The organism is Mycolicibacter senuensis, assembly GCF_003284925.1.
Taxonomy (GTDB): domain Bacteria; phylum Actinomycetota; class Actinomycetes; order Mycobacteriales; family Mycobacteriaceae; genus Mycobacterium; species Mycobacterium algericum_A.
Map to the genome: position 1 here is coordinate 1 of NZ_QMEX01000095.1, position 14,305 is coordinate 14,305.

15 protein-coding genes and 1 pseudogene are annotated in these 14,305 nt (G+C 69.6%); 8 read left to right on the forward strand and 8 right to left on the reverse strand.

Annotated features, from left to right (window positions below; all coding sequences use genetic code 11):
• The 4 genes and pseudogenes from DQP56_RS25615 to DQP56_RS17665 form a co-directional block, all read right to left on the reverse strand.
• Positions 1–410: pseudogene (locus DQP56_RS25615) on the reverse strand (PGRS repeat-containing protein); the annotation flags it as partial.
• A 132-nt stretch (positions 411–542) separates the two neighbouring features.
• Positions 543–1,004: a nitroreductase family deazaflavin-dependent oxidoreductase gene (locus tag DQP56_RS17655; RefSeq protein ID WP_112687588.1), complete on the reverse strand. Its 462-nt coding sequence runs from the start codon at positions 1,002–1,004 to the stop codon at positions 543–545.
• A 3-nt stretch (positions 1,005–1,007) separates the two neighbouring features.
• Positions 1,008–1,445 (reverse strand): HIT family protein, encoded by a 438-nt coding sequence (locus DQP56_RS17660; protein WP_112687612.1) that lies wholly within the window; start codon positions 1,443–1,445, stop codon positions 1,008–1,010.
• Between the two features lie 23 nt (positions 1,446–1,468).
• Positions 1,469–1,939 (reverse strand): VOC family protein, encoded by a 471-nt coding sequence (locus tag DQP56_RS17665; RefSeq protein WP_112687590.1) that lies wholly within the window; start codon positions 1,937–1,939, stop codon positions 1,469–1,471.
• Between the two features lie 27 nt (positions 1,940–1,966).
• On the opposite strand from DQP56_RS17665, the gene DQP56_RS17670 reads away from it, so the two are divergent.
• Positions 1,967–2,797 carry a helix-turn-helix domain-containing protein gene (locus DQP56_RS17670; protein ID WP_165825057.1) on the forward strand — a complete coding sequence of 277 codons (831 nt, stop codon included), beginning with the start codon at positions 1,967–1,969 and terminating at the stop codon, positions 2,795–2,797.
• On the opposite strand, the gene DQP56_RS17675 is transcribed toward DQP56_RS17670, so the two are convergent.
• Positions 2,794–3,948, reverse strand: coding sequence for a MalY/PatB family protein (locus DQP56_RS17675; protein ID WP_112687594.1), 1,155 nt, complete (start codon positions 3,946–3,948; stop codon positions 2,794–2,796). The genes DQP56_RS17670 and DQP56_RS17675 overlap by 4 nt on opposite strands.
• A 33-nt stretch (positions 3,949–3,981) precedes the next feature.
• Here DQP56_RS17675 and DQP56_RS17680 point away from each other — a divergent pair, with 33 nt between their 5' ends.
• A complete protein-coding gene (locus DQP56_RS17680; RefSeq protein WP_112687596.1) occupies positions 3,982–5,094 on the forward strand; it encodes an adenylate/guanylate cyclase domain-containing protein in 1,113 nt (370 codons plus the stop codon).
• 216 nt (positions 5,095–5,310) lie between these two features.
• On the forward strand, positions 5,311–6,288 hold the full coding sequence (locus DQP56_RS17685; protein WP_112687598.1) for an Acg family FMN-binding oxidoreductase: 978 nt from the start codon (positions 5,311–5,313) through the stop codon (positions 6,286–6,288).
• 172 nt (positions 6,289–6,460) lie between these two features.
• Here the strand turns inward: DQP56_RS17685 and DQP56_RS17690 are convergent, their stop codons facing one another.
• Positions 6,461–8,326 carry an ABC transporter ATP-binding protein gene (locus DQP56_RS17690; RefSeq protein ID WP_112687614.1) on the reverse strand — a complete coding sequence of 622 codons (1,866 nt, stop codon included), beginning with the start codon at positions 8,324–8,326 and terminating at the stop codon, positions 6,461–6,463.
• A gap of 11 nt (positions 8,327–8,337) precedes the next feature.
• Entirely contained in the window at positions 8,338–10,080 is a 1,743-nt protein-coding gene (locus tag DQP56_RS17695) for an ABC transporter ATP-binding protein (protein WP_112687600.1), read from the reverse strand.
• Between the two features lie 173 nt (positions 10,081–10,253).
• Between DQP56_RS17695 and DQP56_RS17700 the strand changes: the two genes are divergently transcribed.
• The 3 genes from DQP56_RS17700 (at position 10,254) to DQP56_RS17710 (ending at position 11,728) form a co-directional block, all read left to right on the forward strand.
• Positions 10,254–10,751, forward strand: a complete 498-nt coding sequence (locus DQP56_RS17700; RefSeq protein WP_234825714.1) for a DUF3558 domain-containing protein — start codon at positions 10,254–10,256, stop codon at positions 10,749–10,751.
• Complete coding sequence (locus tag DQP56_RS17705; RefSeq protein WP_112687604.1) at positions 10,748–11,293, forward strand: DUF3558 domain-containing protein; 546 nt, start codon at positions 10,748–10,750, stop codon at positions 11,291–11,293. The genes DQP56_RS17700 and DQP56_RS17705 overlap by 4 nt, the downstream gene beginning before the upstream one ends.
• A gap of 225 nt (positions 11,294–11,518) precedes the next feature.
• Positions 11,519–11,728 (forward strand): excalibur calcium-binding domain-containing protein, encoded by a 210-nt coding sequence (locus tag DQP56_RS17710; RefSeq protein ID WP_112687606.1) that lies wholly within the window; start codon positions 11,519–11,521, stop codon positions 11,726–11,728.
• Positions 11,729–11,735: 7 nt separating this feature from the next.
• Here DQP56_RS17710 and DQP56_RS17715 read toward each other — a convergent pair whose 3' ends face one another.
• Positions 11,736–12,242 carry a SixA phosphatase family protein gene (locus DQP56_RS17715; protein WP_112687608.1) on the reverse strand — a complete coding sequence of 169 codons (507 nt, stop codon included), beginning with the start codon at positions 12,240–12,242 and terminating at the stop codon, positions 11,736–11,738.
• Between the two features lie 232 nt (positions 12,243–12,474).
• Between DQP56_RS17715 and DQP56_RS17720 the strand changes: the two genes are divergently transcribed.
• A complete protein-coding gene (locus DQP56_RS17720; RefSeq protein WP_112687610.1) occupies positions 12,475–13,620 on the forward strand; it encodes a metallophosphoesterase family protein in 1,146 nt (381 codons plus the stop codon).
• On the forward strand, positions 13,617–14,305 hold a 689-nt coding region (locus tag DQP56_RS17725), incomplete at its 3' end, for an AAA family ATPase (protein ID WP_165825058.1). The genes DQP56_RS17720 and DQP56_RS17725, both read left to right, overlap by 4 nt.

Here is a 14,305-nt window from a genome sequence, read left to right on the forward strand (position 1 = left end):
TCGTAGCCGTTGCCGCCGTCGCCGAACCACAGGCCGCCGGCGCCGCCGTTGGGGTTCTCCGCCGTCCCGTCGAGACCGTTGCCGATCACGTAGGACCCGAGCAGCTGGTTGATGCCGTCGTTGATCTGTTCGCCGAAGGGGCTGGTGATCCAGGCCTGGAGTTGGGCGTGCAGCGGGTCGTAGATCAACTGGTCGAACAGTGCCGCGGCGTCGAATGGGTCGGAGTCGGCGGCCACCCCCGGCGTGAACAGGTCGATGAGCCAGTCCAGGTCCGCATCGGCGTGCGCCGACGGTGCGGGAGCGACGGGGCCGAGCCCGAACGTCCCGCCGATGGCGCCGGCGGCCAGCACGGCGCCGATCGCGGTGCGGGTCCGGCGCCGGTGACTTGGCTTTGAATTACGTCGGCGCATCGCCCACCTTGCCTAGATCGAGGGCGAAGCCTGCCCGTAGGCCCACGCGCGACAGCGTGGTCCAGCCAAAGTACTACCTAAGCAAGCACTGAACAACGGACAAGTGGAATCCGCAGGCAGAAACACGGACGGTTAAGTGGACGCGACCCTGGGTGCCAAGACCACCACCGGGATCAGCCGGGAGGTGCGCCGCTGGTAGGCCTCATAACGGTGGGCGTTGTTGGCGTTGACGATCTGCCACAGCCGGGCATAGTCGGGGTCGCCGGGCAGCACCGGCCGCGCCGTGACGGCCAAGCGTCGCGGCCCGACATTGATCTCGACGTCCGGGTGCGCCTTGAGATTGTGGTACCAGCCGGGAGAGCGCGGCGCCCCGCCCATCGACGCGACGATCAGGTAGCTGTCCCCGTCTCGGGCGTAGGTCAGTGAATTGGTGCGGGCCTGGCCGGTCTTGGCGCCGACGGTGTGCAACAGCAGGCTGGGCGGGAGGCCGGGAAACCGGTGCCCGATCCGTCCGTTGCTGCCCTGATACAGCTTGTCGTGCAGCCGCAGCAGTCGCACCCCGAGTTGATCCTCGACCCAGCTGGAAATGTCCATGACTCAGTCTGGCGCAGCAGCGTCCAACCGTGCCACCGCCGCGCGCAGCAGCTCCCCGGTGTGCTCGCGGTCGGGATCGCGGCGCACCAGCATGCCCTTGGCGAAGGACAGCTTGTCGCCGCTTCGGCGCGGCACCACGTGCAGGTGGATGTGGAACACGCTCTGAAACGCCGCCTTGCCGTCGTTGATCGCCAGGTTGTTGCCATCGGCGTGCAGCCCGGACGCCCGAGCCGCCCGGGCAACCCGCTGACCGACCGCGACCATGCCGGCCAGGGTGGGCGCCGGGGTGTCGGTCAGGTCAACGAAATGCCGTTTGGGGATCACCAGGGTGTGGCCGCGGGTGAACGGCCGGATGTCGAGGAACGCCAGGTAGTCGTCGTCTTCGAAGATCCGCACGGCCGGGGCGTCACCGGCCACCACGGCGCAGAACACGCAGGACATGTCGCCACCGTAGCGGCTGGCGCTCAGCGGCCCTGCTCGGCCCACTGCGACAGTCGCCGGTCCCGCTCGGCGGGTGAGATGTCCTCGACGCGGGTCATCACGGTCCAGCGTTGCCCGAACGGGTCGCGGATCGAGGCGAACCGGTCCCCGGTGACGAAGGTCTGTGCAGGTTCGCGGATGACGGCACCGGCCTGCGCGGCGCTGGCGACGACGGCGTCGACATCGGGGCAGTACAGCGCCATCGAGTGGGTGACCACGTCACAGTCCTCGCCGGGCGCGGTCAGTCGGTAGTCCGGCTGCGGATCCGACAGCTGCAGCCGGCCGTTGCCGAAGTCGAGTTCGGCGTGCGCAACGGTGCCGTCCGGTCCGTCCATGCGGTCGATAACGGTGGCGCCGAACACCGCGGTGTAGAAGTCGATCGCGTCTGCGGCGCGGCCGACGCACAGGAACGGGGTCAGGCTGGTGTAGCCCGGGGGAATCGGATTGACGGTCATGGCCCCGAGTTTCGTACCCTCGGCGGGGTGCGATCTTGTAAAAACACGACAACGCAGGCGCAGCTTGGCGTGGTGGGCCGTGCCGGTTCGACGTCGGCTTTCGATCTGACCCGTTGGGCTCCGACACCGCCGAACGACGAATTCGTCGAGCATTTCTGGTCGGTCCGCTGGGATCTGCGCGGCCGCGATCCGCACGACAACGCGGTGATCACCTTCCCGGCGGTGCACCTGACCCACGAGTGGGGGACCGATCAGCTGCGGCACGGCCACCGGCTGCCGGCGACGCTGGTGCACGGCGTCGTCACGCGGGTGTTCCAGACCCGGATCAGCGGGTGCGGCGCGGTGGTCGGCGCCCGGTTCCGGCCCGGCGGCTACGCCGCGCGGTTCGGGCGCGACGCCGGCGCGGTCACCGACAAGGTCGTGGCGGCGCACACCGAATTGGCCGGCGAGCCATGGGTTCTCGACGAGGATGTTGCCGCGGTCTCGGCCGCCCTCGATGGGCTGATCGCCGCCGCGGCGCCCGAGCCGGACCGTACCTACCGGGCATTGCGCACCCTGGTGGACCGGATTCGCGACGATGACGGTCTGCGCCGCGTCGAACAGGTGATGGACATCTCGCCCTGGAGTACCCGCACCACGCAGCGGGTGTTCCGACGCTACGTCGGGGTGCCGGTGAAGTGGGTGCTGTGCCGCTACCGGCTTCAGCAGGCGGCGCTGGAGATCGAGACCCGTCCCGCGACGGATTTCGCCGATCTGGCGGTGCGGCTCGGCTGGTATGACCAGCCGCACTTCGTCAACGATTTCCGTTTGATGCTGGGCTGCACCCCGGGTGAATATGCCGCCCGCTACGGCGCCTAGCCGTTGAGCGCGCCGGCCATCGCGTCGATGGCCCGGTCCAGGATCGCTCGGGTGGTGCCGAAGTTCAGCCGCGCAAAGCCGGGCCCGGCCCCGAACGGGATGCCCGGACTCAATGCCACGCGTGCGTTGGCCAGCAGGTAGTCGGCCGGCTCGGCGGGCAGCGTCAATTCCCGGAAGTCAACCCAGGCCAGGTAGGTGGCCTCGGGCCGGTTGACCCGCAGTCCCGGCACCGCCGCGGGCAGCACCTTGCTCAGGTGGTCGCGGTTGGCCCGCAGGTAGGTCAGCAAGCCGTCGAGCCAGTCGGCGCCGTGGCGGTAGGCGGCGATGTTGGCGCGGATGCCGACGGTGGCAGCGCCCATGACGTGCAGCATGTTGATGCGGCGCCACGCGTCGACGTCGCGCTGGTTGGTCAGGATCACCTGGGCGCACATCAGACCGGGCAGGTTCCAGCCCTTGGAGGCCGACATCAGCGTGACGACGGTGTCGGCGGCGGCCTCGGAGACCGAGGCGGCGGGCACGTGGCGGCCGTCGTAGACCAGCGGTGCGTGGATCTCGTCGGCGATCACCCTGGCCCCGTGAGGCGCGGCGATCTCGACGATCGCGCTGATCTCGGCGGCGGTGAACGCGGTGCCCAGCGGATTGTTCGGATTGCACAGGACGAGCGACCCGGCGCCGGCGGCGAACGCGGCGTCCAGCGCATCCAGATCGATCACGTAGCGTCCGGAATCCTGCTGCAACATCGGGATCTCCACTCGCTGCCGCCCGGAGACCTGCAGCAGGTCGAAGAACGGCATGTAGGCCGGCACCGGCAGCGCCACCGGGCTCTCCGGGCGGGTGAGAAACGCGATGACCACTTCCATGCCCTTGAGGACGTCGGGCACGGTGCGCACCCACTCGGGCCGCACGGCCCAGCCGTAACGCTGCTCGCACCAGCGCGCGGTCGCCACCGGAAGGTCGGGCGAGCCCAGCGCCGGATAACCGAACTCCTCGTCGGATGCCCAGGCCCGCACCCCGTCGAGCACCGCCGGCGCGGTGGGGAAGTCCATCTCGGCGATCCACAGCGGCAGCACGTCGGGGTCGTAGTGGTTCCACTTGATGGTGTTGCGGGCCCGCAACCTTTCGTCGGTCAGGGAGTCGAAGACTTCAGCCACACCGACAGTCTGCCGGGAGATACGTTTGCGGGCGTGGCTGATCCCCAGATCGAAGACCTGCTCGACGGGCTCGACGGTGACGCGCGGGCCGAACGCGCCGAACTGATCGAATGGCTGCTGGGGCAGGGCATCAGCGCCGAGGAGATCCGCGTCTCCGCGTCCCCGATGCTGTTGGCGTCGCGGCGGCTGATCGGTGACGACGGCAGCTACGTCTCGGCGCGTGAGATCAGCGAATCCGCCGGAGTGGACCTCGAGCTGCTGCAGCGCCTGCAGCGCGCGGTCGGGCTGCCCTGGGTGGACGATCCCGATGCGGCGGTGCAGATGCGCGCCGACGGCAACATCGCGGTGCACGCGCGGCGATTCATCGAGGCGGGCATCGATGTCGAGCACGCCCTGCAGACGCTGCGGGTGCTGGCCGACGGGTTGGCGCACGCCGTCGACCCGATGCGTGCGGCGATGCTGGCGGCCATCGTGGAGCCGGGTGCCACCGAGCTGCAGATCGCGCAACGCTCCCAGGAGCTGGTGGGCCGGCTGGCGCCGCTGCTGGGCCCGTTCGTGGAGGACATGTTGCTGATGCAGCTGCGTCATCAGTTCGACACCGACGCCGTCAACGCCGGGGAGCGGGCCGCGGGCGCACCCCTGCCTGGTGCGCGGCACATCACCGTCGCGTTCGCCGACCTGGTGGGCTTCACCCGGCTCGGCGAGCTGGTCCCGCCCGAGGAACTGGTCCAGCTCGCCGAGCGGCTGACGGGGCTGGCGCGGGAGATCGCCGTTCCGCCGGTGCGGTTCATCAAGACCATCGGCGACGCGGTGATGTTCGTGTGCCCGGAGCCGGCGCCCCTGGTCGATGCGGTGCTGCGGCTGGTCGAGGCGGCCGCGGCCGATGAGAGCCTGCCGCGGCTGCGTGCCGGTGTCGCGGCGGGGGAGGCGGTGAGCCGGGTCGGGGACTGGTTCGGCAGCCCGGTGAATCTGGCCAGCCGGGTGACCGGGGCGGCGCGTCCCGGGTCGGTGCTGGTCGCCGGGCCGGTGCAGGCGGCCCTCGCCGATGACGACGCCTTCCGCTGGTCGTTCGCCGGGGCGCGACACCTCAAAGGCATCAAGGGCGAGGTCAGCGTGTTCCGGGTTCGGCGCGCTGCACCGGCCTGAGCGCTGTCCGTCCCGGCTCGGGGGCGCATGATTTTTGCCCGCCTCGTAGCGACAACGCGTTAATTTGTCGCTGTGCGGCGGGCAGCTGACGACATGGTCGGCAATCGGCGACGACGGACGCGGGCTGCGGACCAACGCCGACCGGCCGGTGACCAACGGCCCCTGTCGCGGCTGCACCGGGACTGGGAGCCTGGAGGCAACGGTTGGAGGTGGCTGATGCCGGACACGATGGTCGATCTCGAGGTTCTCACCGAAGCGGTGCGGCTGGCATGCCGGGCGCCGTCGCTGCACAACAGCCAGCCGTGGCGATGGGTTGCCGAGCGCGGCCGACTGGAATTGTTTTTGGAACCGACTCGAGCGGTGCACGGCGATCAGTCGGCGCGCGAGGCGTTGATCAGTTGCGGCGCGGTGCTCGATCACCTGCGGGTGGCGATGGCCGCCGCCGGCTGGACAGCCGAGGTGGAGCGGTTCCCGGATGCGCAGCGGCCGGACCACCTGGCCTCGATCGGCTTCACCCCCGGCGGGCGCGTCAGCGATGTGCAGCGCTATCGGGCCAACGCGATCCTGCTGCGGCGCACTGATCGGCTGCCGTTCATGGCACCGAGCAACTGGGAGCCGTTCGAGGCGGTGCTGCGTGGCAGTGTCGACGATCCGGTGCGGCTGTGCGTGCTCGGCGACGAGGTGCGCTCCAAGCTGGCCGAGGTGTCCCAGCTCTCCGAGGCGCTGCGACTCTACGACGCGGCATATCATGCCGAAATCAACTGGTGGACGGCACCGTTCGAGGTCCGGGATGGGATTCCGCAGAGCGCGCTGGTGTCGGCCGCCGAAAGCGACCGGGTCGACATCGGGCGCGCCTTCCCGGTCACCCGTAATCGGGAGCGTCGTGTCGAGGTCGGCGACGACCACGCAACGATCGTGCTGCTGTCGACGGCCACCGACAATCCGTCGGACACGCTGGCCTGCGGCGAGGCGCTCTCGGCGGTGCTGCTGGAATGCACCATGGCGGGCTTGGCCGCCTGCCCGGTGACGCATGTGACCGAGGTGCCGGCCGGGCGGGCCATGCTGGCCGGGGTGGCCGGTCGCGATGACCTACCGCAGGTCCTGATCCGGATCGGCGGCACACCGGCGCTGGAGAAGGTGCCGGAGCCGACACCGCGACGTGCACTCGCCGAGGTGCTGCACGTCAAGGGCTGATCGGCGAGACATGGGGCAGGCCCGGAAGGACGTGGGGGGCGTCTCACACTTCCTGCGCGGCTGGCTTCCACCCACTGGACCAGCTCTTCGGATCGGTCACGACCGGGCCTGCTTCGGGCACGAATCTACGCCGGTGACCACTGGTCAGCAATGGGGGATCTGACCCGAATTCTCAACTGTCCTCGGCCATCGCCCAGTACGCCCCGCGGCGGGCCAGCAGCTCGGCGTGAGTGCCCTGTTCGACGATGCGGCCGGCCTGCATCACCAGGATCACATCGGCGTCGCGGATCGTGGACAGTCGGTGGGCGATGATGAAACTCGTGCGGTCCCGGCGCAATTCGCGCATCGCCCGCTGGATCAGCAGTTCGGTGCGGGTGTCCACCGAGCTGGTCGCCTCGTCGAGGATCAGCAGTTGCGGGCGGGCCAGGAAGGCCCGCGCGATGGTGATCAGCTGTTTCTCCCCGGCGCTGATGCCGGCGCCGTCGTCGCTGACCCGGGTGGCATAGCCCTTCGGCAGGGTGCGCACGAAGGCGTCGACGTGGGCGGCGCGCGCGGCCGCGAGCACCTCGTCCTCGGTGGCGTCGGGGCGGCCGTAGCCGATGTTGTCGGCGATGGTGCCGGTGAACAGCCAGGTGTCCTGCAGCACCATCCCGATCGACGACCGCAGCGCGGCGCGGTCCACGTCTGCGATGTCCACCCCGTCGATCAGGATCTGCCCGCGGTCCACCTCGTAGAAGCGCATCAGCAGGTTGACCAGCGTGGTCTTGCCGGCCCCGGTCGGCCCGACGATCGCCACCGTGCTGCCCGGCTCGATGCGCAGTGACAGGTCTTCGATCACCGGGACACCGGGCCGGTAGCCGAAGCTGACGTCGCGGAACTCGACGCGCCCGCCGGAACCGTTGAGCGACTTGACCGACGGCGGTGCCGCCGGCTCCTCGGGTTCGTCGAGGAAGGCGAACACCCGCTCGGCGCTGGCCGCCCCGGACAGCAGGGTGTTGTACATGCCCGCCAGGTTGCCCAGTGGCTGGTTGAACTGCCGCACGTAGGCGATGAACGCCTGGATGCTGCCCAGGGTGATCTGGCCGGTCGCCACCTGAAAGCCGCCGATCACCGCGACCGCCACGTAGCCGAGGTTGCCGACCAGCCCGGTGGCCGGTGCCACCAGACCGGAGAAGAACTGGGCGCCGAACCCGGCCCGGTACAGCTCGTTGTTGTGCTCATCGAAGCGCTGCTGCGCCCAGTCGCGGTGGCCGAATGTGCGCACCAGTGTGAAGCCGCTGTAGGTCTCCTCCAGGTGGGCGTTGAGCCGCCCGGTGGCAGCCCACTGCGCGGCGAACAGTCGTTGCGAACGCCGGGTGATCCACCGCACCGCCAGCAGCGACACCGGCACCCCCAGCAGCGTGACCGCGGCCAGCAGCGGCGAGATGGACAGCATCATCGCCAGCACCACCAGCACGGTCAGCACCGAGCTGAACAGCTGACTGACCGTCATCGACACCGACGTGGCGGTGTTGTCGACGTCGTTGGTGACCCGGCTCAGCAGCTCACCGCGGCGCTGGGTGTCGAAGTAGCGCAACGGCAACCGGTGCACCTTGTCCTCGACGTCGCGGCGCAACGTGCGCAGCGTGCGCTGCAGGATCACGTTGAGCAGCCGGGCCTGGGTACCGATCATCACCGCGCCGAGCAGATACAGTCCCATCGCCAGCGCCAGGGTGCGTGCCACCGCGGCGAAGTCGACGCCGGCGCCGGGCACCACGTCCATCCCGGACAGCATGTCGGCATAGGTGCCGTTGCCGGCGGCCCGGGCGGCCTCGATCGCCTGCTGCTTGCTCATGCCCGCGGGCAGGCCGCGGCCGATCACCCCGTTGAAGATCAGGTCGGTGGCGTGCCCCAGGATCCGCGGCCCGGCCACCCCGATCGCGATACCGGCCAGCGACAAACCGATCACCGCGGCGATCAACCGGCGCTGCGGGCCCATCCGGCGCACCAGCCGCATCGCGGTCACCGAGAAATCGGCGGCTCGTGCGGCCGGATCCATCACCGGGTCCGTCACGCCGGCTCACCTGCCAAGGACTGGGATTCGGCGAGCTCGGCGTAGGCGGGGCACTCGGCCAGCAGCCGCTGGTGGGTGCCGGCGCCGACCACCCGCCCGTCGTCGACGACGATCACCTGATCGGCCCGGGTGACCGTCGAGATCCGTTGCGCCACGATGATCACCGTCGCCGCGGCGGCGACCTCTGCCAGGGCGGCGCGCACCGCGGCATCGGTGTGGGTGTCCAGTGCGGAGAACGCGTCGTCGAACAGATAGATCGAAGGCCGGCGGATCACCGCCCGGGCGATCGCCAGCCGTTGCCGCTGCCCCCCGGACAGGTTGATGCCGCCCTGGGCCACCGGCATCGCCAGCCCGTCACGGTGTGCGGCCACGAAATCGTCGGCGGCGGCCACCCGCAACGCCTCCCACAGCTGCTCATCGCTGACCGATGTGCCGGCCGGGGCGCCGTAGCGCAGGTTGTCGGCGACGGTGCCGGAGAACAGGTAGCCGCGTTGCGGCACCAGCCCGATGCCCGACCACAATTGTTCGGGGTCGCGGTCGCGCACGTCCACGCCGTCGATGAGCACCGCGCCCTCGGTGACGTCGCGCAGCCGGCAGATCAGCGACACCAGCGTGGATTTCCCCGACCCGGTGGAGCCGACGATCGCGGTGGTCGTCCCGGGCGACGCAACAAAGGACACGTCGCGCAGCACCGCCCGGTCGGCGCCGGGATAGCGGAAACCCACCCCGGCAAGCCGGACCTCGCCGGTGGCGACAGCCGGTGTCACCGGGTGCGCCGGCGTGGCGATCGTCGGCTCGGTGGACAGCACCTCGGTGATCCGCTCGGCGCACACCGAGGCGCGCGGCAGGATCGCCACCACCATGGTGGCCATCAGCACCGCCATCAGGATCTGCATGAAATAGGACAGGAAGGCGATCAGCGAGCCGACTTGCATGTGTCCGGCGTCGATGCGCAGGCCGCCGAACCAGATCAGCGCGACGCTGGAGGCGTTGATGATCAGTGTGGTGGCCGGCAGCATCAGAGCTTGCAGGTTCCCGACGGCCAGCGAGGTGTCCGACAGGGCGTGGTTGGCGCGGGCGAACCGGTCTTGCTCGTGGGCCTCGCGGGCGAACGCCCGAATCACCCGGATCCCGGTGAGCTGGTCGCGCAGCACCCGGTTGATGTTGTCGATCAGCATCTGCATGCGGCGAAACAGCGGCAGCATCTTCACCACGATCGCGTAGTTGGCCCCGGCCAGCACCGGCACGGCCACCGCCAGCAGCCAGGCCAGCCCGCCGTCCTGGTGCAGCGCCATCAGCAGTCCGCCGATGCTCATGATCGGCGCGGCGACCAGCACGGTCGCGCCCAACTGCACCACCAGCTGGATCTGGCGGACGTCGTTGGTGGTGCGGGTCAGCAGCGTCGGCGTGCCGAACCGGGTGGTCTCGCGCTCGGAGAACCCGATGACCCGGGTGAACACCGCCCGGCGCAGATCCCGGCCGAAACCGGTGCCGGTGCGCGCACCGAAGTAGACCGCCGCCACCGCGCACATCACCTGCAGGCCGGTGACCGCCAGCATCACCGCGCCCAGCCGGGTGATGACGGCGGTGTCGCCGCGCACCACCCCGTCGTCGATGATCGAGGCGTTGAGGGTCGGCAGGTACAGCGAGGCCAGCGTGCTGATCAGCTGCAGCGTCATCAGCGCCGCGACCGGCCACCGGTACGGCTTGATGTAGCAGCGCAGCAGCGCCAGAAGCATGGGGTTACTGTCGCACACCGGGGTGCACCGGCCGCGGCAGCGACGGTCGCGGCGCGACACAAAGCCACTGGTCACCCGGTGTGTCGTGGTTGGTGGCCGGTGGTGCCGCTACAGTGCATCGTGTGCGGCTCAAACTGACGGTCCCGGCCTTGGCGGTCGCTGCCGTGATTCCGATGGTCGCCGGGTGTTCTGACTCCGGCTCGACCGACGCCCAGTCCGGCGAGTCGCCGGCGTCGAAGTCCGATCAGAGCACCCACGGGCCGTTGTTCCCGCAGTGCGGGGGCGTGAGCGACGAGACCGTCACCAACCTGACCCGGGTGTCCGGGCTGGTGAACACCGCACAGAACTCGGCGGGCTGCCAGTGGCTGGCCCGCGGCGGCATTATGGGCCCGCACTTCTCCTTCTCCTGGTATCGGGGCAGCCCGATCGGGCGGGAACGCAAGACCGAAGAGGTGTCGCGCACGTCGGTGGAGGACATCAACATCGACGGCCACAGCGGCTTCATCGCGATCGGCACCGCGCCGACGATGGGCGACAACCTGTGTGAGATCGGGATCCAGTTCAAGGACGACTTCATCGAGTGGTCGGTCAGTTTCGCGCAGAAACCGTTCCCGGACCCGTGCGACGTCGCCAAGGAACTGACCCGCCAGTCGATTGCGAACGCCAAATGAGCCGCCGGATTCTCGCCAGTGCCGCCTGCGTGTTGGCGGTGATGATCAGCTTGACGGGCTGCTCCCGTGAGGTCGGCGGCACCGCGGTCAAGGCCGGCGCCGGTGACACCCAGCGCAACAACAACTCCGAACGGCAGTACCCCAACCTGCTCAAGGAGTGCGAGGTGCTGACCACCGACATCCTGGCCAAGACGGTGGGGGCGGATCCGCTGGACATCCAGAGCACCTTCGTCGGCGCGATCTGCCGCTGGCAGGCGGCCAACCCGGCCGGGCTGATCGACATCACCCGGTTCTGGTTCGAGCAGGGCAGCCTGGACAACGAACGCAAGGTCGCCGAGTTCTTGCAGTATCAGATCGAGAACAAGTCGATCGTGGGCGTGCCGTCGATCGTGATGCGTCCGGCTGATCCCAACGGTGCGTGCGGGGTGGCCAGTGACGCCGCCGGCGTGGTCGGCTGGTGGGTGAACCCGCAGGCGCCCGGTATCGATGCGTGCGAGCAGGCCATCAAGCTGATGGAACTGACGCTGCAGACGAATTCGTAGGCGCGGTGATGTAGCGGTCTGGCGCCGTATCGCTTGGTCGCGCCGCATGTGCCCGGCTTCGAGCGACAACTCCCGGTCGGGACGGTCTTGACGGCGTCTGGATCCGCCTACCGGTCAAGCCGGCGAAGCCCGTCTCCTGGTCGCGCGCGCACCAGTCCGCTTGGATTGCTGTGCCCTCGCCGAATCCTGCGTCGCGGGGGTGCGGGACCGCTACAGTCAGCTGCCATGAAGCGTCACCTTTTTCTCGCCGCGGTAGCCGCGAGCACAGCGGCCATTGGCGTTGTTCTCGCGCCGGCTGTCTCGGCCGGCCCGCCGTACCAGAACTGCTCCGAAGCCCACGCCGACGGCCGGTACAACATCCCCGAAGGGGACGATGCCTACTCGTCGAGGCTTGATCGCGACGGCGACGGCTTGGCTTGCGAACCCAAGCGCTGAGGTGAAGCTAACGCGGCACGTGAAACCCGACGAGCGCCCCTGACCCCGGCTCCACGTCCGCCCAGCCACCGCTGACGCGTAACACCGCTATGCCCGACGTCGGGAACTTCTCCGAGATCTGTTGGGCAACAGCGGCGTCGGTGCCCGCTGCACCCGCGAGCCCCAGCGCGACGCTTGACATCGTCGGCTCGTGGCCGATCACCAGCAGGGTGCCGACGTCGTGACCGACGGTGTTGATCGCGGCGATGACGGTTCCGGGCATGGCGTCATAGAGCTCGTCGAGATAGCTGACGGCAGCGTCGATGCCGGTGCGCTCCAGGGTGTTTCGGGTACGGGTGGCCGTCGAGCAGAGCACCCGGTCGATGGTCGGCGCGTTGGCGCGTAACCAGTCCCCGGCCAGTCCGGCCTCGCGTATCCCGCGTTTGGCTAGCGGCCGGTCATGGTCGGCGACCCCGGGCGGATAGTCCGACTTGGCGTGGCGAAGCAGGATCAGCGTGCGCGGTGCGGCGTTCATCCGCCCAAGGTTAGGCCAGCGCGGCCGGTGAGGTGAGCGGCGCGACGTCGCCGGCGCCGGCCGTTGCGGACGGCCCACCTGCGCCCGCGGCGTGACGGATGTGTCGAGTGTGACGTGCGGGACCGGCGTCGTCCCCGCACGCCGAGACCTGCCGATCAGGGTCCGCGGACTTGTCGGTGGACGGCCATACACTCGCGGTGCCCGGCCCCAGCCAGGTGAAAGGACGACAGACATGCGATTCCTGCACACCGCCGACTGGCAGCTCGGCATGACCCGGCACTTTCTGGCCGGTGACGCTCAGCCGCGCTATTCGGCGGCCAGGCGCGACGCGGTGGCCGGCCTCGGCGCGCTCGCCGCGCAGACGGGTGCAGAGTTCGTCGTCGTCGCCGGGGATGTGTTCGATGACAATCAGCTCGCCCCCGAGGTCGTCAGTCAATCACTGGAAGCCATGCGCACCATCGGGATTCCGGTGTTCCTGCTGCCCGGAAACCACGACCCGCTCAACGCCGCATCGGTCTACACCAGTGCGTTGTTCACCGCCGAACGCCCCGACAACGTCGTCGTCCTCGACGCCGCCGGGGCGCATCAGGTGCGCCCCGGGGTCGAGATCGTCGCCGCACCGTGGCCCGCCAAGCGGCCCACCTGCGACTTGGCGGCCGCGGCGCTAGAGGGCCTGGCCGCCGACGGCACCACCCGGATCCTGCTGGCCCACGGCGGCGTCGACGTGCTCGACCCCGACCCGACCAACCCGGCGCTAATCCGGCTCGCCGCGCTGGAGGACGCGCTGGGCCGCGGCGTGATTCGCTACGTCGCCTTGGGGGACAAGCACTCCCGTACCCGGGTCGGTGCCACCGGCCGGATCTGGTACTCCGGCTCACCGGAAGTCACCAACTACGACGACATCGAACCCGACCCCGGCCACGTGCTGACCGTCGACATCGACGAGACCAGCGGCGCGGTCAGCGTCGAGTCCCACCGGGTGGGCAGGTGGCGGTTCATCACGCTGCACCGCCAACTGGACACCGGCCGCGACGTCGCCGACTTGGACATCAACCTCGACCAGCTGCCCGACAAGGACCGCACCGTGGTGCAGTTGGCGCTGACGGGCTCGCTCAGCGTCACCGACCGGGCCGCCCTCGACGCCTGCCTGGACCGGTATGCGCGGCTGTTCGCCTGGGCGGGCACCTGGAACCGCCACACCGACCTGGCGGTGGTGCCCGCCGACGGGGAGTTCACCGACCTCGGGCTCGGTGGATTCGCCGCCGACGCGGTCGAAGAACTGGTGGCCGCCGCCCGCGCCGGTGACACCGACGGCGCCGATGACGCCCACGCCGCGCTGGCACTGTTGCTGCGGCTCGTCGACCGGGGTGCGGCATGAGACTGCACCGGCTGACCCTGACCAACTATCGCGGCGTGGCGCACCGCGAGATCGACTTTCCTGATCACGGTGTGGTGGTGGTTGCCGGCGCCAATGAGATCGGCAAGTCCTCGATGATCGAGGCGCTGGACCTGCTGCTGGAGTCCAAGGATCGCTCTGCCAAGAAGGACGTCAAACAGGTCAAGCCGACCCACGCCGACGTCGGCGCGGAAGTCACCGCCGAAATCAGCACCGGCCCTTACCGGTTCGTCTACCACAAACGCTTCCATAAGGCGCCCCGCACGCAGCTGACGGTGTTGGAACCCCGCCGGGAGCAGCTCACCGGTGACGAGGCCCACGAGCGGGTCCGGGCCATGCTGGACGAGACCATGGACACCGGGCTGTGGCAGGCACAACGGGTGCTGCAGGCCGCCTCGACGGCCGCGGTGGATTTGTCCGGCTGCGACGCGCTGTCTCGCGCGCTGGATGTCGCCGCCGGTGACACCGCCACTCCCAGCGGTACCGAACCCGTTCTCATCGAACGCATCGACGCCGAATACGCGCGCTACTTCACCCCCACCGGACGCCCGACGGGCGAGTGGGCCGCTGCGGTGGCCGCGCTGGCGACCGCCGACGCCGAGGTGGCGCACTGCACTGCCCGGCTCGCCGAGGTCGACGACCGGGTGCTTCGCCACACCGAACTCTG

What these genes read in the sequence shown, in the direction of transcription:
- DQP56_RS17695 (WP_112687600.1), bottom strand. Translation starts at nt 10,080, where the DNA reads ATGCTTCTGGCGCTGCTGCGCTGCTACATCAAGCCGTACCGGTGGCCG.
- DQP56_RS17710 (WP_112687606.1), top strand. Translation starts at nt 11,519, where the DNA reads ATGAAGCGTCACCTTTTTCTCGCCGCGGTAGCCGCGAGCACAGCGGCC.
- DQP56_RS17705 (WP_112687604.1), top strand. Translation starts at nt 10,748, where the DNA reads ATGAGCCGCCGGATTCTCGCCAGTGCCGCCTGCGTGTTGGCGGTGATG.
- DQP56_RS17690 (WP_112687614.1), bottom strand. Translation starts at nt 8,326, where the DNA reads ATGGATCCGGCCGCACGAGCCGCCGATTTCTCGGTGACCGCGATGCGG.
- DQP56_RS17685 (WP_112687598.1), top strand. Translation starts at nt 5,311, where the DNA reads ATGCCGGACACGATGGTCGATCTCGAGGTTCTCACCGAAGCGGTGCGG.
- DQP56_RS17720 (WP_112687610.1), top strand. Translation starts at nt 12,475, where the DNA reads ATGCGATTCCTGCACACCGCCGACTGGCAGCTCGGCATGACCCGGCAC.
- DQP56_RS17700 (WP_234825714.1), top strand. Translation starts at nt 10,254, where the DNA reads ATGGTCGCCGGGTGTTCTGACTCCGGCTCGACCGACGCCCAGTCCGGC.
- DQP56_RS17655 (WP_112687588.1), bottom strand. Translation starts at nt 1,004, where the DNA reads ATGGACATTTCCAGCTGGGTCGAGGATCAACTCGGGGTGCGACTGCTG.
- DQP56_RS17665 (WP_112687590.1), bottom strand. Translation starts at nt 1,939, where the DNA reads ATGACCGTCAATCCGATTCCCCCGGGCTACACCAGCCTGACCCCGTTC.
- DQP56_RS17715 (WP_112687608.1), bottom strand. Translation starts at nt 12,242, where the DNA reads ATGAACGCCGCACCGCGCACGCTGATCCTGCTTCGCCACGCCAAGTCG.
- DQP56_RS17660 (WP_112687612.1), bottom strand. Translation starts at nt 1,445, where the DNA reads ATGTCCTGCGTGTTCTGCGCCGTGGTGGCCGGTGACGCCCCGGCCGTG.